At 59.6% G+C, this 16256-nt stretch carries 15 protein-coding genes; 1 reads left to right on the plus strand and 14 read right to left on the minus strand.

The annotated features are described in order from the left end of the window. The first annotated feature begins 126 nt into the window (after positions 1-126). Positions 127-3570: a transcription-repair coupling factor gene (mfd, locus tag AC6I8F_RS11580; RefSeq protein ID WP_498028799.1), complete on the plus strand. Its 3444-nt coding sequence runs from the start codon at positions 127-129 to the stop codon at positions 3568-3570. Between the two features lie 125 nt (positions 3571-3695). Here the strand turns inward: mfd and AC6I8F_RS11585 are convergent, their stop codons facing one another. The 14 genes from AC6I8F_RS11585 to pabC form a co-directional block, all read right to left on the minus strand. Continuing rightward, positions 3696-4238, minus strand: a complete 543-nt coding sequence (locus AC6I8F_RS11585) for a glycine zipper 2TM domain-containing protein (RefSeq protein WP_031279257.1) — start codon at positions 4236-4238, stop codon at positions 3696-3698. A 294-nt stretch (positions 4239-4532) separates the two neighbouring features. After that, complete coding sequence (locus AC6I8F_RS11590; RefSeq protein ID WP_058780742.1) at positions 4533-5837, minus strand: NAD(P)/FAD-dependent oxidoreductase; 1305 nt, start codon at positions 5835-5837, stop codon at positions 4533-4535. 212 nt (positions 5838-6049) lie between these two features. Beyond that, complete coding sequence (gene ycfP, locus AC6I8F_RS11595; protein WP_021506392.1) at positions 6050-6592, minus strand: alpha/beta hydrolase YcfP; 543 nt, start codon at positions 6590-6592, stop codon at positions 6050-6052. Positions 6593-6631: 39 nt separating this feature from the next. Beyond that, complete coding sequence (nagZ, locus tag AC6I8F_RS11600; RefSeq protein ID WP_141495558.1) at positions 6632-7675, minus strand: beta-N-acetylhexosaminidase; 1044 nt, start codon at positions 7673-7675, stop codon at positions 6632-6634. A gap of 15 nt (positions 7676-7690) precedes the next feature. After that, a complete protein-coding gene (gene thiK, locus AC6I8F_RS11605; protein ID WP_498028043.1) occupies positions 7691-8506 on the minus strand; it encodes a thiamine kinase in 816 nt (271 codons plus the stop codon). Next, the gene (lpoB, locus tag AC6I8F_RS11610; protein WP_021506395.1) at positions 8493-9089 is read right to left on the minus strand and encodes a penicillin-binding protein activator LpoB; all 597 of its coding nucleotides are present in this window, start codon (positions 9087-9089) and stop codon (positions 8493-8495) included. The genes thiK and lpoB overlap by 14 nt, the downstream gene beginning before the upstream one ends. Positions 9090-9099: 10 nt before the next feature. After that, the gene (locus AC6I8F_RS11615; protein WP_021506396.1) at positions 9100-9465 is read right to left on the minus strand and encodes a YcfL family putative periplasmic lipoprotein; all 366 of its coding nucleotides are present in this window, start codon (positions 9463-9465) and stop codon (positions 9100-9102) included. Positions 9466-9483: 18 nt separating this feature from the next. Continuing rightward, positions 9484-9834, minus strand: coding sequence for a purine nucleoside phosphoramidase (hinT, locus tag AC6I8F_RS11620; protein ID WP_021506397.1), 351 nt, complete (start codon positions 9832-9834; stop codon positions 9484-9486). Positions 9835-10165: 331 nt separating this feature from the next. Then, a complete protein-coding gene (gene ptsG, locus AC6I8F_RS11625) occupies positions 10166-11599 on the minus strand; it encodes a PTS glucose transporter subunit IIBC (RefSeq protein WP_058759479.1) in 1434 nt (477 codons plus the stop codon). Positions 11600-11885: 286 nt separating this feature from the next. Continuing rightward, positions 11886-12677, minus strand: coding sequence for a metal-dependent hydrolase (locus AC6I8F_RS11630; RefSeq protein WP_021506399.1), 792 nt, complete (start codon positions 12675-12677; stop codon positions 11886-11888). A gap of 17 nt (positions 12678-12694) precedes the next feature. After that, complete coding sequence (gene holB / locus AC6I8F_RS11635) at positions 12695-13684, minus strand: DNA polymerase III subunit delta' (protein ID WP_498028044.1); 990 nt, start codon at positions 13682-13684, stop codon at positions 12695-12697. Beyond that, entirely contained in the window at positions 13681-14316 is a 636-nt protein-coding gene (gene tmk, locus AC6I8F_RS11640; protein WP_058775431.1) for a dTMP kinase, read from the minus strand. Before tmk ends, holB begins: the two co-directional genes overlap by 4 nt. Continuing rightward, on the minus strand, positions 14306-15325 hold the full coding sequence (gene mltG / locus AC6I8F_RS11645) for an endolytic transglycosylase MltG (RefSeq protein WP_058775430.1): 1020 nt from the start codon (positions 15323-15325) through the stop codon (positions 14306-14308). The genes tmk and mltG overlap by 11 nt, the downstream gene beginning before the upstream one ends. After that, positions 15325-16134 carry an aminodeoxychorismate lyase gene (gene pabC / locus AC6I8F_RS11650; RefSeq protein WP_283342547.1) on the minus strand — a complete coding sequence of 270 codons (810 nt, stop codon included), beginning with the start codon at positions 16132-16134 and terminating at the stop codon, positions 15325-15327. The genes mltG and pabC overlap by 1 nt, the downstream gene beginning before the upstream one ends. Between the last annotated feature and the right edge of the window lie 122 nt (positions 16135-16256).

The raw sequence follows: 16256 nt of genomic DNA on the forward strand, positions 1-16256 counted from the left end.
CAGGGTGCCGCTGATGTAAGGTGCGCATTCATGCACCCTGACATAAACTCAGAAAGGAGAGATGATCCTCACGGCGGAATGTGGAATGATGACGCCCTGGAAACTGAGGAGAGAATGTCGGACCTTATGTCGGAACAGCGTCGTTATACCCTGCCTGCTAAAGCAGGCGACCATCGTCAGCTCGGTCAGCTGGTCGGCGCCGCGCAGGCGGTTGAGTGTGCCAGCATCACCGAACGCCACCACGGTCCGGTGCTGATGATTACCCCGGATATGCAATCGGCCCTGCGACTGCAGGAGGAGATCAGACAGTTTACCGATCTGCCGGTCACCAATCTTGCTGACTGGGAAACGCTGCCCTACGACAGCTTCTCGCCCCATCAGGACATTATCTCCGCCCGTCTCTCCACCCTGTACCAGCTGCCCACCCTGACGCGCGGCATGCTGATTCTGCCGGTTAACACGCTGATGCAGCGCGTTTGCCCGCACAGCTTCCTGCACGGCCATGCGCTGGTGATGCAGCAGGGCCAGAAGCTGTCGCGCGATGCGCTGCGCGACCAGCTGGAGCAGGCCGGTTATCGCCATGTCGATCAGGTGATGGAGCATGGCGAGTACGCGACGCGCGGCGCGTTGCTCGACCTGTTCCCGATGGGCAGCGATCAGCCTTACCGCATCGATTTCTTTGATGATGAGATCGACAGCCTGCGCCTGTTTGACGTCGATTCACAGCGCACGCTGGAGGCGGTGAGCGCCATTAACCTGCTGCCGGCGCATGAATTTCCCACTGACAAAGCGGCCATTGAGCTGTTCCGCAGCCGCTGGCGTGAAACCTTCGACGTGCGGCGCGAACCTGAGCACGTCTATCAGCAGGTGAGCAAAGGCACGCTGCCGGCCGGGATTGAGTACTGGCAGCCGCTGTTTTTCGAGCAGGAACTGCCTACCCTGTTTAGCTATCTGCCCGCCAGCACGCTGGTGCTGAACAGCGGCGATCTGCACGCCAGCGCTGAACGTTTCTGGCAGGATGCTAACGCACGCTATGAAAATCGCCGCATCGATCCTATGCGCCCGCTGCTGGAGCCGGCCACGCTGTGGCTGCGCCCGGATGCGCTGCTCAGCGAGCTGAAAAACTGGCCGCGCATGCAGCTCAGCGCTGAAACGCTGCCGGAGAAAGCCGCGAACAGTAATCTGGGCTATCAGCCATTGCCGGAGCTGACGGTGCAGGCGCAGGCCAAAGCGCCGCTCGATCTGCTGCGTCAGTTCCTCGAACAGTTTACCGGTCAGGTGATTTTCTCGGTAGAAAGCGAAGGTCGCCGTGAGAGCCTGCAGGAGCTGCTGTCCCGCATCAAACTGCGCCCGCAGCCGATCGATCACTTCGAGCAGGCCGATGAGCAGCCGTACAGCCTGATGATTGGCGCCAGCGAGCGCGGTTTTATCGACACCCAGCGCCAGCGCGCGCTGATTTGCGAAAGCGATCTGCTCGGCGAGCGCGTCAGCCGGCGGCGTCAGGACAATCGCCGCACCATCAATCCGGATGTACTGATTCGTAACCTCGCCGAGCTGCACCCGGGCCAGCCGGTGGTGCATCTTGAACACGGTGTGGGGCGCTACATCGGCCTGACCACGCTGGAAGCCGGCGGTATCGTGGCCGAGTATCTGATGCTCTCCTATGCCGGCGATGCCAAACTTTACGTTCCGGTGTCATCGTTGCATCTGATCAGCCGTTACGCCGGCGGCGCCGATGAAAATGCGCCGCTGCACAAACTGGGCAGCGATGCCTGGTCACGCGCGCGGCAGAGAGCGGCGGAGAAAGTCCGTGACGTGGCCGCTGAACTGCTGGACATCTACGCCCAGCGCGCGGCCAAGGCCGGCTTTGCCTTTAAGCACGACCGCGAGCAGTATCAGCTGTTCTGCGAAGGTTTTCCGTTTGAAACCACGCCGGATCAGGCGCAGGCAATTAACGCCGTGCTCAGCGATATGTGCCAGCCGCTGGCCATGGACCGCCTGGTGTGCGGCGATGTTGGCTTTGGTAAAACCGAAGTGGCGATGCGCGCTGCCTTCCTTGCGGTGGAGAACGGCAAACAGGTGGCGGTGCTGGTGCCAACCACCCTGCTGGCGCAGCAGCATTACGACAACTTCCGCGACCGCTTCGCCAACTGGCCGGTGCGCATTGAGATGCTGTCGCGCTTCCGCAGCGCCAAAGAGCAGGCGCAGGTGCTGGAACAGGCCAGCGAGGGCAAAATTGATATTCTGATCGGCACCCACAAGCTGCTGATGAGCGATCTGAAGTGGCGCGATCTCGGTTTGCTGATCGTCGATGAAGAGCATCGTTTCGGCGTGCGTCACAAAGAGCGCATTAAAGCGATGCGCGCTGACGTCGATATTCTGACGCTCACCGCAACGCCGATTCCGCGTACTCTGAACATGGCGATGAGCGGCATGCGCGATCTGTCGATTATCGCCACGCCACCGGCGCGCCGTCTGGCGGTGAAAACCTTCGTGCGCGAGTATGACAGCCTGGTGGTGCGCGAAGCGATCCTGCGTGAAGTGCTGCGCGGCGGCCAGGTTTACTATCTCTACAACGACGTCGAGAACATCGAGAAAGCGGCACAGCGGCTGGCCGAGCTGGTGCCGGAAGCGCGCATCGCCATCGGCCACGGTCAGATGCGCGAGCGCGATCTGGAACGGGTGATGAACGATTTCCACCACCAGCGTTTCAACGTGCTGGTGTGCACCACCATCATCGAAACCGGGATCGATGTACCCAGCGCCAATACCATCATCATTGAGCGCGCCGACCATTTCGGTCTGGCGCAGCTGCATCAGCTGCGTGGCCGCGTCGGCCGTTCGCATCATCAGGCCTATGCCTGGCTGCTGACGCCGCATCCGAAGGCGATGACCACCGATGCCCAGAAGCGACTGGAAGCGATTGCCTCGCTGGAGGATCTGGGCGCTGGCTTTGCGCTGGCGACGCACGATCTGGAGATTCGCGGTGCCGGCGAGCTGCTGGGTGAAGATCAGAGCGGCCAGATGGAAACCATCGGCTTTACGCTCTACATGGAGCTGCTGGAAAACGCGGTGGATGCGCTGAAGGCCGGACGTGAACCGTCGCTGGAAGATCTCACCAGCAATCAGACCGAAATTGAGCTGCGCATGCCTGCCCTGCTGCCGGATGATTTTATTCCGGACGTCAATACGCGCCTGTCACTGTACAAACGCATCGCCAGTGCGGCCGATGAACAGGAGCTGGCCGAGCTGAAAATTGAGATGATTGACCGCTTCGGCAAGCTGCCCGACGCCGCGCGTAACCTGCTGGACATCGCCGCGCTGCGCCTGGTGGCGCGCCAGCTGGGGCTGCGCAAAATCGAAGCCAGCGAAAAAGGCGGCTTCTTTGAGTTCGCGCCGCAGAATCAGGTCGATCCCGGCTGGCTGATCGGCCTGCTGCAGAAAGATGCGAAGCAGTGGAAGCTGGATGGCCCGACACGACTGAAATTCACCCGCGATCTCAGCGAACGCAAAACGCGCATGGAATGGGTGCAGAATTTCGTCGCCGAGCTGGCGAAGAACCGGGTTTGATCGCCCAGCCGTTACGCAGCAGCGCTATGCGACGCGCTGCTGCGTACGGTGCTGTAGCCAGAGCATAAAAAAAGCGCCTTGCGGCGCTTTTTTTGTTACTGCTGCTGTGAAGTAGCTTTGCCCAATCAGGCCTGATTCGAATTCAGGATCAGCTGACCATTACGGTCGAGCGGGATGCGGGTGCCAGGGTCATTCTCCATGCGGATTTTGCCCTGCTGGTCGCCTATTTTATAGGTCACGTCATAACCCAGCATTTTTTCCTGTTTATCGTACACGGTTTTGCAGCGCTGCTCGCTGGTGGTGTAAGTGTCACGATCCTGCAGCGCACCCTGCACCTGGTTACCGCCGTAGCCGCCTGCCAGCGCACCGGCTACGGTCGCGATATCCCGGCCGCGGCCACCGCCGAACTGGTGACCAATCACCCCACCGGCCACGGCACCCAGTACGGAACCGGCGATGCGGTTCTCATCCTGCACCGGACGACGGTGCGTGAGGGTAACGTTGCGGCACTCCTGACGCGGTTGCTTGATGCTCTCTTTGATTGGCGTTGCCGAAAGCACCTGAGCATACTGCGGGCCACGATCAAACACATCCATGCTGGCGACGGCGGCCACGCCCAACGCTGCTGCTACGCCGATTCCAATACCCGCTAACATTGATTTATTCACAGGAATGTCCTCCTGAAGTTGTTACCGCGCATTCCTGCCGCAACCCGATCCCGGGTTACCGAGGCATAACCGGCGTGCGCGCCGCGCCGTGTTCGTTGGCATAAGTTTTACAGATGGTCCGAAAATGCAACATCAGATTAATGGAGGAAACGCAGCGGAAAGCCAGCAGGACCAGCTTTTAGGAGAGTTCTGAGCGGCAGTGTCATTGCACCGTAACCTGGCGCTGAATGAACGGCAATCAGCCGGTTACGGCAGCCGGGCACGCAGCGGGCGGGGGTGACCGCCCGCCAGCGATTAATGCAGTTTGAGACGCGGACGCAGCACGCGGTTGAGGCTGCCGACCAGCATCATCAGACCGGTCTTGAAGTATCCATGGAGCGCAATCTGGTGCATACGGTACAAGGAGATGTAGACAAAACGCGCAATACGCCCTTCCACCATCATCGAACCGCGCATCAGGTTCCCCATCAGGCTGCCGACGGTACTGAAGCGGGACAGCGACACCAGCGAGCCGTGATCTTTATACACGTAGGCTTTGAGCGGCTTGCCTTTGCGCTGGGCGAGGATGTTTTCCAGCGCTCGCGACGCCATCTGGTGCGCCGACTGCGCGCGCGGCGGCACGAATCCGCCGCCCGGCAGCGCGCAGGAGGCGCAGTCGCCGATGGCGTAAATGTCGTCGTCCAGCGTGGTCTGCAGCGTCTCTTTGACCACCAGCTGATTAATGCGGTTGGTCTCCAGCCCGCCAATCTCTTTCATGAAGTCTGGCGCTTTAATACCGGCCGCCCACACCATCAGATCGGCTTCGATGAATTCGCCCCCTTTGGTATTCAGACCGTTGGCTGCTGCGCTGGTGACCATGGTTTGCGTCAGTACGCGCACGCCAAGCTTGCTCAGTTCCTGGTGCGCCGCTGCGGAGATGCGCGGTGGCAGTGCAGGCAGAATACGCTCGCCGGCTTCCACCAGCGTGACGTTGAGCGCGTTGCTGTCGAGACCTTTATAGCCGTAGCTGTGCAATTGTTTCACTGCGTTATACAGTTCTGCCGACAGCTCGACGCCGGTCGCGCCGCCGCCGACAATGGCGATATTGACTTTCTGCAGTTGCCCTTCGCTGGCAGAGAAGCGCAGGAACAGGTTGAGCATCTCATTATGGAACCGACGCGCCTGATGCGGGTTGTCGAGGAAGATGCAGTGATCTTTCACGCCTGGCGTGCCGAAATCGTTCGAGGTGCTGCCCAGCGCCATCACCAGACGGTCATACGCCAGTTCGCGCTGCGGTACCAGCAGCCCACCCTCCGCGTCGCGGATCTCAGCCAGTTCAATGGTTTTAGTGTCGCGATTAATTTGCGTCAGCGAACCCAGCTGGAACTGGAAACCGTGGTTGCGCGCATGCGCCAGATAGCTGAGCGCATCAATACCTTCATCCATCGAACCGGTCGCCACTTCATGCAGCAGCGGTTTCCACAGATGGCTGTGGTTACGATCGACCAGGATGATCTCCGCCTTTTTTTTGCGGCCGAGTTTATGGCCGAGCTGCGTTGCCAGCTCCAGCCCTCCGGCACCGCCACCGACGATGACGATTTTTTCCATGCTTGTAGTCAATGAAGACCCCCTCAAAGTTGTAAACCAAAAGTTAATTAATGGTTATATAAAACCTTAATAAACATAGGGTTGGCGACATTTAATCGCGAGCTGAGGGCAGAATAGCACGGCATAATCATCCGGACATAAGAAAATTGATGTACATCAATCTTTGCACTGCATTATCAGAATGTTACACGTTTTGTGCGCCGCATCACACGGCGCAGCAGCACTCAGGCAAGGGTTTTGAACGCTTTGATGCGTTGCAGATGCGGGGCAATATTTTTGAATTTGTGGCTGGCCTCCTCGTCCCACACGATTTCGTAGTACGGGTGCAATGCGGCCGCGCTGCGCTGATTATCCAGCGCTTCATCGTGACGTGACAAAATGGTCAGGCAGCGGTCGCGGTTCTTTTCACGGAAGTTGCTGACGCATTTGGTGGCGATATCAAGATACTCTTCCGGCCGGTCGATCTTGCCTTCCATGTTTTCATCGGGAAACAGGTTGGGATTGAATATCGCCTGGCGCATGCCGCAAAGGAAGCCGATGCGTTCTGCCCAGTAGCCGCCCAGGCCGACGCCACAAATCAACGGATGCGCATCGCTGCCCTGCTGGAGCAGTTTGTCGCACTCTTTCAGCAGAAACTGCATGTCGTGTTTCGGATGGCGGGTGCTGTAGCTGATTAGTCTGACGTCCGGGTCAATAAACTGCAGCTGCAGCACCTTTTCATGGTTGCCCGGACTGTTGGAATCAAAACCGTGCAGATAGATGATCATGATTATCCTCAGCGTGGAGTGAGATCCGGGCAGCGGCGATTATCTGCCCGACGCTTTGTGCGCAAGCCAGCGATCCTGCAGGTCACTGAGCTGACGCTGATTTTGCCGCCAGCGCTCGCTGGCCTGCAAACTCTGACGGTCAAAACGTCCCTGATGGTATAACTGCGTGACGCGCGTCGCCTGGATCGGCGTCAAATTATCCAGCACGCTCACCGCGCCAGCACGCTGATTGCACACCAGGATCATATCGCAGCCGGCGTTCAGCGACTGCTGAGCCCGTTCCGCGTAGCTGCCCATCACCGCCGCGCCCTCCATCGACAGATCGTCTGAGAAGATCACCCCGTTGAAGCCCAGCTCCTGCCGCAGCACCGTTTGCAGCCAGTAAGGCGAACCACTGGCCGGCAGCGGGTCCACTTCAGTATAGATAACATGCGCGGGCATCACCGCATCCAGCAGCTGCTCATCAATCAGCTGCTGGAAGATTGCCATGTCATGCTGGCGCAGCGTGGCCGCATCGCGCGTGTCGCGCGGTGTCTCTTTGTGCGAATCCGCGCTGACCGCGCCGTGGCCCGGGAAGTGCTTGCCGGTGGTTTTCATGCCGGCTTCGTGCATGCCGTGGATAAACTGGCGCGCCATCTGCAGCGCAATCGCCGGATCGGCGTGGAAAGCGCGATCGCCGATGGCCGCGCTGATGTGGCCGATATCCAGCACCGGCGCAAAGCTGATATCGATATCCATGGCGATCATTTCCGCCGCCATTTGCCAGCCGGCCTGCTGCGCCAGCTCGCCAGCACGCGCCATGTCGTGCAGCGCGGCGAACGATTGCATCGCCGGCAGCTGAGTAAAACCGTCGCGGAAGCGCTGCACGCGTCCGCCTTCCTGATCTACCGCCACCAGCAGCCGGTTGCGCGACGCCACGCGAATCTGGCGTACCAGCTCCGCCAGCTGCGCAACATCATGGAAGTTGCGGGCGAACAGGATCAGTCCGCCTGTCAGCGGATGTTGCAGAATTTCGCGCTCTTCGGCGTCCAGCTCGTAGCCTTCGACGTCCAGCATCAGCGGTCCGGGCGTTGTCATCGTCATGTTTCGGTTCCTGAATTAAAGATCCTGCCAGCTGGCCTGCGCCAGCCGTTGCAATGTTTGGTCGTGGCTCTGCTCGGCGCGCAGCTGATACCAGCTGGCCATCAGCAGCTGCAGCCAAGGCTGCCAGCGCCGGCTTTGACGCCGCAGCGCCATTGCAGACAGCCGCGCCTCGGCGGCATAGTCGGTTATCCAGTAATCGTGTTCAGCGCCATCCACCGCGCCGACAGCGGCCAGCTCCAGCGCCACATCGCCATCCGCAGCATATTCCCAGTCAATTAAACGCAGGCCATCCGGTGTGGCAATCAGATTGCCAGGGTGGACGTCCATGTGCAGCGGTGCCAGCCGCAGCGGCGACGGTTCGCCGCGCTGCAGCAACTGGTTTAAGCGCCGCTGCCAGCGCCAGTGCCGCTGCTGACATAGCTGCCAGTAGCGCTGCAGCAGCGGTGCCAGCCGTAAGCGATAACCGGTCAGCGGCTGGTGATGCAGGCGCAGCAGCAGCGTCAGCACCGCTGCGCGCTGCGCGCTGAACTGATCCGGCGACAGCACCTCGCCCGGCAGCCAGCGCTGCAGCAGCCACGGCGCCTGCCACGCCAGCGGCTGCGGCGCCAGCGCCGTAGTACGCAGCTGACGCAGGATGCGGTATTCGCGCTGGCGATCGACAAACGGGATGGGCTGCGACGGCGTCCGGCGCGCCAGCAGATCGCCCTGCTCGCTGCGCACCTGTACGCTGTTACCGCTCAGTCCTGGCAGCGCGAAAAAATGACCGGCAGCTTGCGCCGTCGGCCATTGTTGCTGAACCAGATGCTGCAGCCGGGGATCAGGGTTGTGCAACGCCGTTGCCCGACCAGATGATTTCGCCGGTCTGCACCAGCATCAGCTGCATTTGCAGCGCAGGGGCTTTCACATCGCCCTGCGCGTTGCTGTACAGCACATACTGCGCGTTGACGATGCGCGCCAGGCCAATCGCTTTGCTGCGCGAGTTGAGGCTATCCTCTGGCGACAGGCCGAGCGTTTGCTTCGCCTGATTAAGCTGATCGTTTGAGACCAGGCTGAACTTGCCGTTATTCGCCAGCGCGTTCTCAATCGCTGCCGTGGCTTTTTCCGTTTGCAGCGAGCCGTTGGTGCTGTTTTTGATGCGATCCACCAGCAGCACGCTGCCCGGATTGACGCCCGCCGACTGCACCATATTGGCGACTAACGGCTGGACGCTGGCGTTCCAGTTGATGGTTTTCAGCTTCGGCGGCTGCGGCACAGTTTGCGGCGGCGGCACTGGCTGCGCGGGCGGTTGTTCTGGCTGGGTTGGCGTGGTCGGCTGCGTCGGTTCAACCGGCGCCGGGGTTTGTTGTTTCACCACACAACCGGTGAGCATCAGCGCAAACAGTAGCGCGCCGGAACGTTGTACACTGCGAATCACAGGTTACTCCTCAAAGATAAAGATAGAGACGCACCTTGCTGGCGGTCGGGTTACCCATTTGCGAGGCCACTTCTACGCTGCCGTGCGCCGGTACGGTTTGAGTCTGCGCCGGTTCCTGCGGCTCAATCTCCAGCCCTTTGTCATCGTACCAGTAGAAACGATAGTGAACGGTGACCGGCGTTTCACGCAGATTTTGCAGCACGCTGGCGGCGCGCTGCTGGCCGTCGCGGCTGGTCAGCGCGGGCTCATCGGTGATGATGCCCGCCGACAGTACGGCAGACTCCATCACCAGCGACTGGGAGGTGTTGATCATCGGCTTATCGCTGCTGCAGCCCACCAGGGTCAGCAACAGCAAGCCGCTCAGCCATTGACGCATCACAAGGTCCGCCTGAGGTTAGATGGCCAGCATCGGGCCCAGCGGCTGTCCGCCGACCAGGTGCATATGAATGTGGTAAACCTCCTGCCCACCGTGACGGTTGCAGTTGATGATCAGGCGATAGCCATCCTCGGCGATACCTTCATCACGGGCAATTTTCGCGGCGGCGGTAACCATGCGGCCCAGCGCCTGCTCATGCGCCGCCTGCACATCGTTGGCGGTCGGAATCAGTACATTGGGGACAATCAGTATATGGGTAGGCGCTTTGGGCGCGATATCGCGGAAGGCGGTGACCAGTTCGTCCTGATAAACCACGTCGGCGGGAATTTCGCGACGAATGATTTTACTGAAAATGGTTTCTTCAGCCATGGTGCAGTTCCTTAAGCCTGAGTTCAGTCAGGCAGTATGCGTGAGGAATTCCGTTTCTTTCAACCTCAGGACCACTTTTCTTCATTAAATGGCTGCCTTTGCATCACTTTTTTTCACGCTGGCGCGGCGGGCGGTGTCTGGCGGCGGTAAAATAAAAAACCCCTCGGATGAGGGGCTGTGCTTGCGCAGTAAGAGGCGTCAGATCGTAAAGACGCTATAAACCATCCCTGGGGCTTGGCCCGCGACATCCCTGTCGCGGGACACTTTACTCCTCTGCCGCCTCTTACTGCTTGTCACCATCATGCGCGCTTCGTGCACGATAGCTGCCTGATTACATACTGCGGATATAATCATCCATCTCGGTTTTCAGGTTATCGGACTTGGTGCCGAAAATCGCCTGCACACCGGAACCCGCCACCACCACACCACGCGCACCGAGGTTTTTCAGTTCAGCCTGATCCACCTTCGCTACGTCCGCCACGCTGACGCGCAGACGGGTAATACAGGCATCAAGGTTAGTGATGTTCTCTTTGCCACCGAACGCCGTGACCAGCTTGCCCGCCATTTCACTGCCGGTGGCGCTGCTCTGCTCAATCGCGGTGTCTTCACGACCCGGGGTTTTCAGATTCAGTTTTGCGATCAGCACGCGGAACACGGTGTAGTACACCAGACCGTAGATGATACCGACAATCGGGAACAGCCAGATTTTGCTGCTGTTGCCGCTCAGCACGATGAAGTCGATCAGACCGTGTGAGAAGCTGGTGCCATCACGCATGCCCAGCAGAATACAGATTGGGAACGCCAGGCCCGCCAGGATGGCGTGGATCACGTACAGGATCGGTGCCACGAACATGAACGAGAACTCGATCGGCTCGGTGATACCGGTCAGGAACGAGGTCAGCGCGGCGGAGATCATGATGCCGCCCACTTTGGCGCGGTTTTCAGGTTTAGCAGAATGCCAGATGGCGATAGCCGCAGCCGGCAGACCGTACATCTTGAACAGGAAGCCGCCAGACAGTTTACCGGCAGTCGGGTCACCCGCCATGTAGCGCGGAATGTCACCGTGGAAGACCTGACCAGCCGCGTTGGTGAATTCACCAATCTGCATCTGGAAAGGAACGTTCCAGATGTGATGCAGACCAAACGGCACCAGCGCACGCTCAACTACACCGTAAATACCGAACGCCACCACCGGGTTCTGATAGGCCGCCCACTGCGAAAAGTCCTGAATCGCGGTACCAATAGGTGGCCAGATGAAGGACAGCACCACACCGGTGAAAATCGCGGTCAGACCGGAAATGATCGGCACAAAGCGCTTACCGGCAAAGAAGCCGAGGTATTCCGGCAGCTTGATACGGTAGAAGCGGTTGAACATATAGGCTGCAATCGAACCGGCAATAATGCCGCCCAGCACCCCGGTATCGGCGAGGTGTTTGGCTTCAATCTCGGCTGCCGGCAGATGCAGAACCAGCGGCGCGACCACAGCCAGGGTTTTCACCATAATGCCGTAGGCGACCACGGCGGCCAGCGCCGACACGCCGTCGTTATTGGTAAAGCCCAGTGCCACACCGATCGCAAAGATCAGCGGCATGTTAGCAAACACCGATCCACCCGCTTCGGCCATCACGTGGGAAACCACTTCCGGCAGCCAGCTGAAGTTAGCAGAACCAACACCTAACAAAATACCGGCAATCGGCAGAACCGATACCGGCAACATCAGCGATTTACCTACCTTTTGCAGGTTCGCAAATGCGTTCTTGAACATAGAAGCTCCTGAGTATGAGTGCATTTTTTAGCGCAGTGCGCATGGCAAAGGGGGAGGATCCTTAGCCGGGGTGACGCTGAGCGTCTTTTGATTTATTACGAAGGGTAAAATAAATGACGACACGTTACTTTGACGGCTATCACGTTTCACCAAACACAGTGCTGAAATTTCAGTCATTTCTTACTGACTTGCTGCTATAAACAGCAATAAATCACTGCCTGCACCGCGAAACACGCAGCGCAGATGAGTGATTTAAGATTAATTACAGAGTTTGAAATAAAGCGCGTTAGCCGCCGAGTCGGCTCATCGGCACCTTAAACAGGCGGGAGAAGTTTTCCGTGGTGGCGGCCGCCAGGGTAGCAAGATCGACGCCTTTCACCACGGCCATATACTCAGCTACGTCGCGGGTGAAGGCAGGCTGGTTTTCTTTGCCGCGATGCGGTACCGGCGCCAGATAGGGTGAATCGGTTTCAACCAGAATGCGATCCAGCGGTACATAGCGCGCTGCTTCGCGAATCTGTTCGGCGTTGCGGAAGGTCACAATGCCGGAGAAGGAGATGTAGAACCCAAGATCCAGCAGCTGCGCCGCCGTCTCTTTGTCTTCGGTGAAACAGTGCAGCACGCCGCCGCACCGCTCTACCTGCTCTTCACGCAGAATGGCCAGCGTGTCTTCGCGCGCATCGCGGGTGTGCACAATAATCGGCTTGTTCAGCGCAATGCCGGTGCGGATATGCTCACGGAACGAGGCCTGCTGCTGCGCTTTGGTCTCCTGCTGGTAAAAATAATCCAGCCCGGTTTCGCCCAGCGCAATCACCTGCTCTTCCGCCGCCAGACGGCGAAACTCTTCCACGTCATACGGCGTTTCCTGATTGAGCGGATGCACGCCGCAGGCCAGCGCGATGTTGTCGCGATCGCCGACCAGCTGTTTGATTTTGTAGTAATCCGGCAACGTGGTGGCAATCGCCAGCATGAATTTCACATCCCGCGCCGCCGCTTTGGCAATCACGTCATCCAGATCGCGGTGCTGGGTTTCATAATCAAGGCCATCAAGATGGCAGTGCGAATCAACAATAAACATAGATTTCTCTTTTACCCTTAGCCAACCGTCGCGGGAGACAGCAAACGTCCCCAGGCAAGCAGACGGTCGGTCAGAATCAGTTCACGATTAAGCGCCGCCACATGCAGCAGCTGCTCGCGACACTGCAGCCACTGCTGCACGCTGGCATTCAGCGCGCTGCTGCTGAACTGCTGCGCCAGCTGCGTCACCACGTCCGGGCGATCGCCATTACTCAGCCAGTTGCTGGCGCCCTGCTGCACCTTCATCGCATCCACCAGCAGCGAAAGCAGCCAGCCGAGGCGAACCGCCACATCGTCGCTGTTGAGCGCCGGCAACAGCTGCAGAATATCGCCGCTCAGTGCGCTGTTCAGGCTGTCGCACAGCGTTTGCCGTGCCTGCCAGCGGTCCGGCTGTAACAAGGCCAGCGCCGCAGCAGGTGCCCCGTTGCTCAGACGCAGCGCCGCGCGCAGTATCGCTTCCGGCTGCGGCTGCTGTTTCTGCAGCCATTGCAGGCTGTGCATCTCTTCCGGCGGCGAAAGATGCCATGTCATACAGCGGCTGCGCAGCGTGGCCAGCAGTCGCGACGGCTCGCGCACGCTGAGGAAAAACCAGCAGTTGGCGGGCGGCTCTTCCAGCGTTTTCAGTAGCGCGTTGGCGGCGGCTTCGGTCAGTTGCGTCGCATCCGGCAGCCAGACAATTTTCGCGCCACCCTGCTGGGCAAAATGGTACAGCTTCTCACTGACGTCGCGAACCGCATCAATGCCGAGTGAGGCTTTCCCCTTTTCCGCTTCCAGCCGATACCAGTCCGGATGGGTGTGTGCCTGCATCAGCTGGCAGCCGTGACACTGGCCGCAGCTTTTCAGTCCCTGCGGCTGCTGACACATCAGCCAGCGACTGACGCCCCACACCAGCGCATCGTCGCCCATGCCGTCGATGGCCTGAATCAGCAGCGCATGATGTGCCTGTCCACTCTGATGGCGGGCAATGATCTGTCGGTACGGCTGGTTCAGCCACGGATACCAGTTCATGCCGCCTGACCTGCCAGCCACTGACGCAGCACGGCTTTAAGTGACGCTGTCACATTATCAATCGGCTGTGTCGCATCGATGGTTTTGATGGTTGGATCGGCAGCGGCCAGCGCCTGGTAGCGTTCGCGCGTGCGGGTAAAAAAGTTCAGCGACTCCTGCTCAATGCGATCCAGTTCGCCGCGCGCCCGGGCACGCTGCAGGCCAATCTCCGGCGTGACGTCGAGATAAAGCGTCAGGTCGGGACGAAAATCGCCCAGCACCGCATCGCGCAGCGTGGTCATCAGCTGAGTGTCGAGCCCGCGACCACCGCCCTGATACGCCTGTGACGAAAGATCGTGACGATCGCCCACTACCCAGGCACCGCGTGCCAGCGCCGGTTTAATGACGTTTTCTACCAGCTGCACCCGCGCCGCATACAGCATCAGCAGCTCGGCTTTATCACTCACCTGTTCGCCATCAATGCCCTGTTTCACCAGCACGCGCAGCTGTTCGGCCAAAGGTGTGCCGCCCGGCTCACGGGTAAAGACCACGTCTTCAATACCCTGCTCATGCAGGACCGCAACCACCGCCTCACGCGCGGTGGTTTTGCCGGCGCCTTCCAGCCCTTCGATGACGATAAACTTACTTTTCATTTTTTTCCTTCATCGCCAGCCGGTAAACCTGCACGGCTTTATTATGACTGGCCAGATTGGTGGTAAAGGTGTGACCGCCTTTGCCATCCGCGACGAAATAGAGGTAATTGGTCTTCTCCGGATGGGCCGCCGCTTCCAGCGAGGCGCGCCCCGGCATGGCAATCGGTCCCGGCGGCAGACCGCTGATGGTATAGGTATTGTACGCGGTCGGGGTCTCAAGATCCTTGCGCGTCAGCGTACCGGTATAGCTGTCGCCCATTCCGTAGATCACCGTGGGATCGGTCTGCAGTTTCATACCGGTGCGCAGGCGATTGATGAATACCGAGGCAACGCGCGCGCGCTCTTCGCTGACGCCGGTCTCTTTTTCGATAATCGACGCCATGGTAACCATCTGCTGCGGCGTTTTATACGGCAGACTGGCCATCCGCCCCTGCCAGATCTCATCCACCAGCTTGTTCATGCGCGCGTGCGCCCGCTCCAGCAGTGCCACATCGCTGGTGTTGGCAGTATACAGATAGGTATCCGGATAGAAACCGCCTTCCAGCTGGCTGACATCAAGCTTAAGCGCGGCCGCAACGCTGGCAAATTCATCATCCGGCAGCGTGTGTTTAAGGTATGGCGCTTTACGCAGCTCAGCCAGCCACTCTTTCAGCCGGGAACCCTCGACAAAGCGCAGCGGAAATTGCGCCTCTTTGCCGCTGGCCAGCAACTGCAGTAGCTGGCGCACCGTCATGCCGTTCTCAAGGCGATACGTCCCGGCTTTGAAGTTAGCCAGATCGGGCTCCAGCTTCAGCAACGGGCCAAACCAGATGCTTTGCGGAATGATGTGCTGGCTCTCCAGCTGCGCTTCCAGCACCACGCGACCGCTGCCGGCCGGCAGGGTATACAGGGTTTCCTGGTGAATGGTTAATGGCGTCGCGGCAAAGCGTTTAATCTGCCAGTAGCTAAATGCGGCAGCCAGGCCAGCGATGACTACGGCGCCGGCAACTATTTTTTTCATTCGGGTCATTATGCTTCCATCGTCTGGCAACTGGCGAGCAGTTGCTGGTACAGCGTGCGTGCGGAAAAGGTGACGTCGTCAATTTGCCGCACGGGTAATACTGGCATCAGCGCGTTACAGATCACCACTTCATCGGCGCTTAACACCGCCGTTCGGCTGGCCTCTACCTGCTGGCAGTCGTGACCGGCCTGGGCCAGCTGCGCCAGCAAATAACGACGCATGATGCCATCAACGCCGGCCTGCGCGAGGCGCGGCGTGAAAATGGCCTCACCGCTGCGCCAGAATAAATTGGCCGCACAGCATTCCACTACCGTCCCGGCGGTGTCAAGCACCAGCGCTTCGTCAGCGTCGCACGCGTCCAGCTGCTGGCGAATCAGCACCTGCTCCAGCCGGTTAAGATGTTTGATGCCGGCCAGCAGCGGGTTCTGCGCCAGCCGCACCGGGCTGGTCACCAGCCGCGCGCCCTGCTGCTGCAGCGTGGCGTAGTGCTGTGGCCAGGGTGCGAGCGCGATGATACGCGTGGGTTGCGTGCAGCCGGCGCGACTGTAGCCGCGTCCGCCCGCGCCGGGCGTCAGGATCACTTTGAGCACCGCTTCGCGCTGGCCCGCCGCCGCGCGGCGCATCTCTTCCGCCAGTAAGGCGCGATCCGGCGCGGCCATCAGCAAACGCTGGCAGCCGTCCTGCAGACGCTGCAGATGCGCCTCCAGCAGCTGGATACGGCCCTCTCTGACTGCCGCCGTGGTGAAACAGCCGTCACCAAACTGCACCGCGCGGTCGCGGGCAGAAAGGGTGTCCTGTGCCACTCCGTTAATCCACATGCGCTTCTCCTCTGCCGCTGGCGTCAGCGTTGAATAGCACTGTGGCGCGTAACATTCCACGCCACTGCGTGACAAAATATAAAAAAGGCCCGCATTGCGGGCCTCTGTTCGGCTGGATAGCG

Source organism: gamma proteobacterium symbiont of Axiagastus rosmarus, assembly GCF_059730925.1.

Excerpts from the sequence above, each read along its gene's own strand:
- mfd (WP_498028799.1), top strand. The coding sequence starts at position 127 with ATGTCGGAACAGCGTCGTTATACCCTGCCTGCTAAAGCAGGCGACCAT.
- ycfP (WP_021506392.1), bottom strand. The coding sequence starts at position 6,592 with ATGATCATCTATCTGCACGGTTTTGATTCCAACAGTCCGGGCAACCAT.
- nagZ (WP_141495558.1), bottom strand. The coding sequence starts at position 7,675 with ATGACGATGACAACGCCCGGACCGCTGATGCTGGACGTCGAAGGCTAC.
- AC6I8F_RS11615 (WP_021506396.1), bottom strand. The coding sequence starts at position 9,465 with ATGCGTCAATGGCTGAGCGGCTTGCTGTTGCTGACCCTGGTGGGCTGC.
- hinT (WP_021506397.1), bottom strand. The coding sequence starts at position 9,834 with ATGGCTGAAGAAACCATTTTCAGTAAAATCATTCGTCGCGAAATTCCC.
- ptsG (WP_058759479.1), bottom strand. The coding sequence starts at position 11,599 with ATGTTCAAGAACGCATTTGCGAACCTGCAAAAGGTAGGTAAATCGCTG.
- AC6I8F_RS11630 (WP_021506399.1), bottom strand. The coding sequence starts at position 12,677 with ATGTTTATTGTTGATTCGCACTGCCATCTTGATGGCCTTGATTATGAA.
- holB (WP_498028044.1), bottom strand. The coding sequence starts at position 13,684 with ATGAACTGGTATCCGTGGCTGAACCAGCCGTACCGACAGATCATTGCC.
- tmk (WP_058775431.1), bottom strand. The coding sequence starts at position 14,316 with ATGAAAAGTAAGTTTATCGTCATCGAAGGGCTGGAAGGCGCCGGCAAA.
- mltG (WP_058775430.1), bottom strand. The coding sequence starts at position 15,325 with ATGACCCGAATGAAAAAAATAGTTGCCGGCGCCGTAGTCATCGCTGGC.
- pabC (WP_283342547.1), bottom strand. The coding sequence starts at position 16,134 with ATGTGGATTAACGGAGTGGCACAGGACACCCTTTCTGCCCGCGACCGC.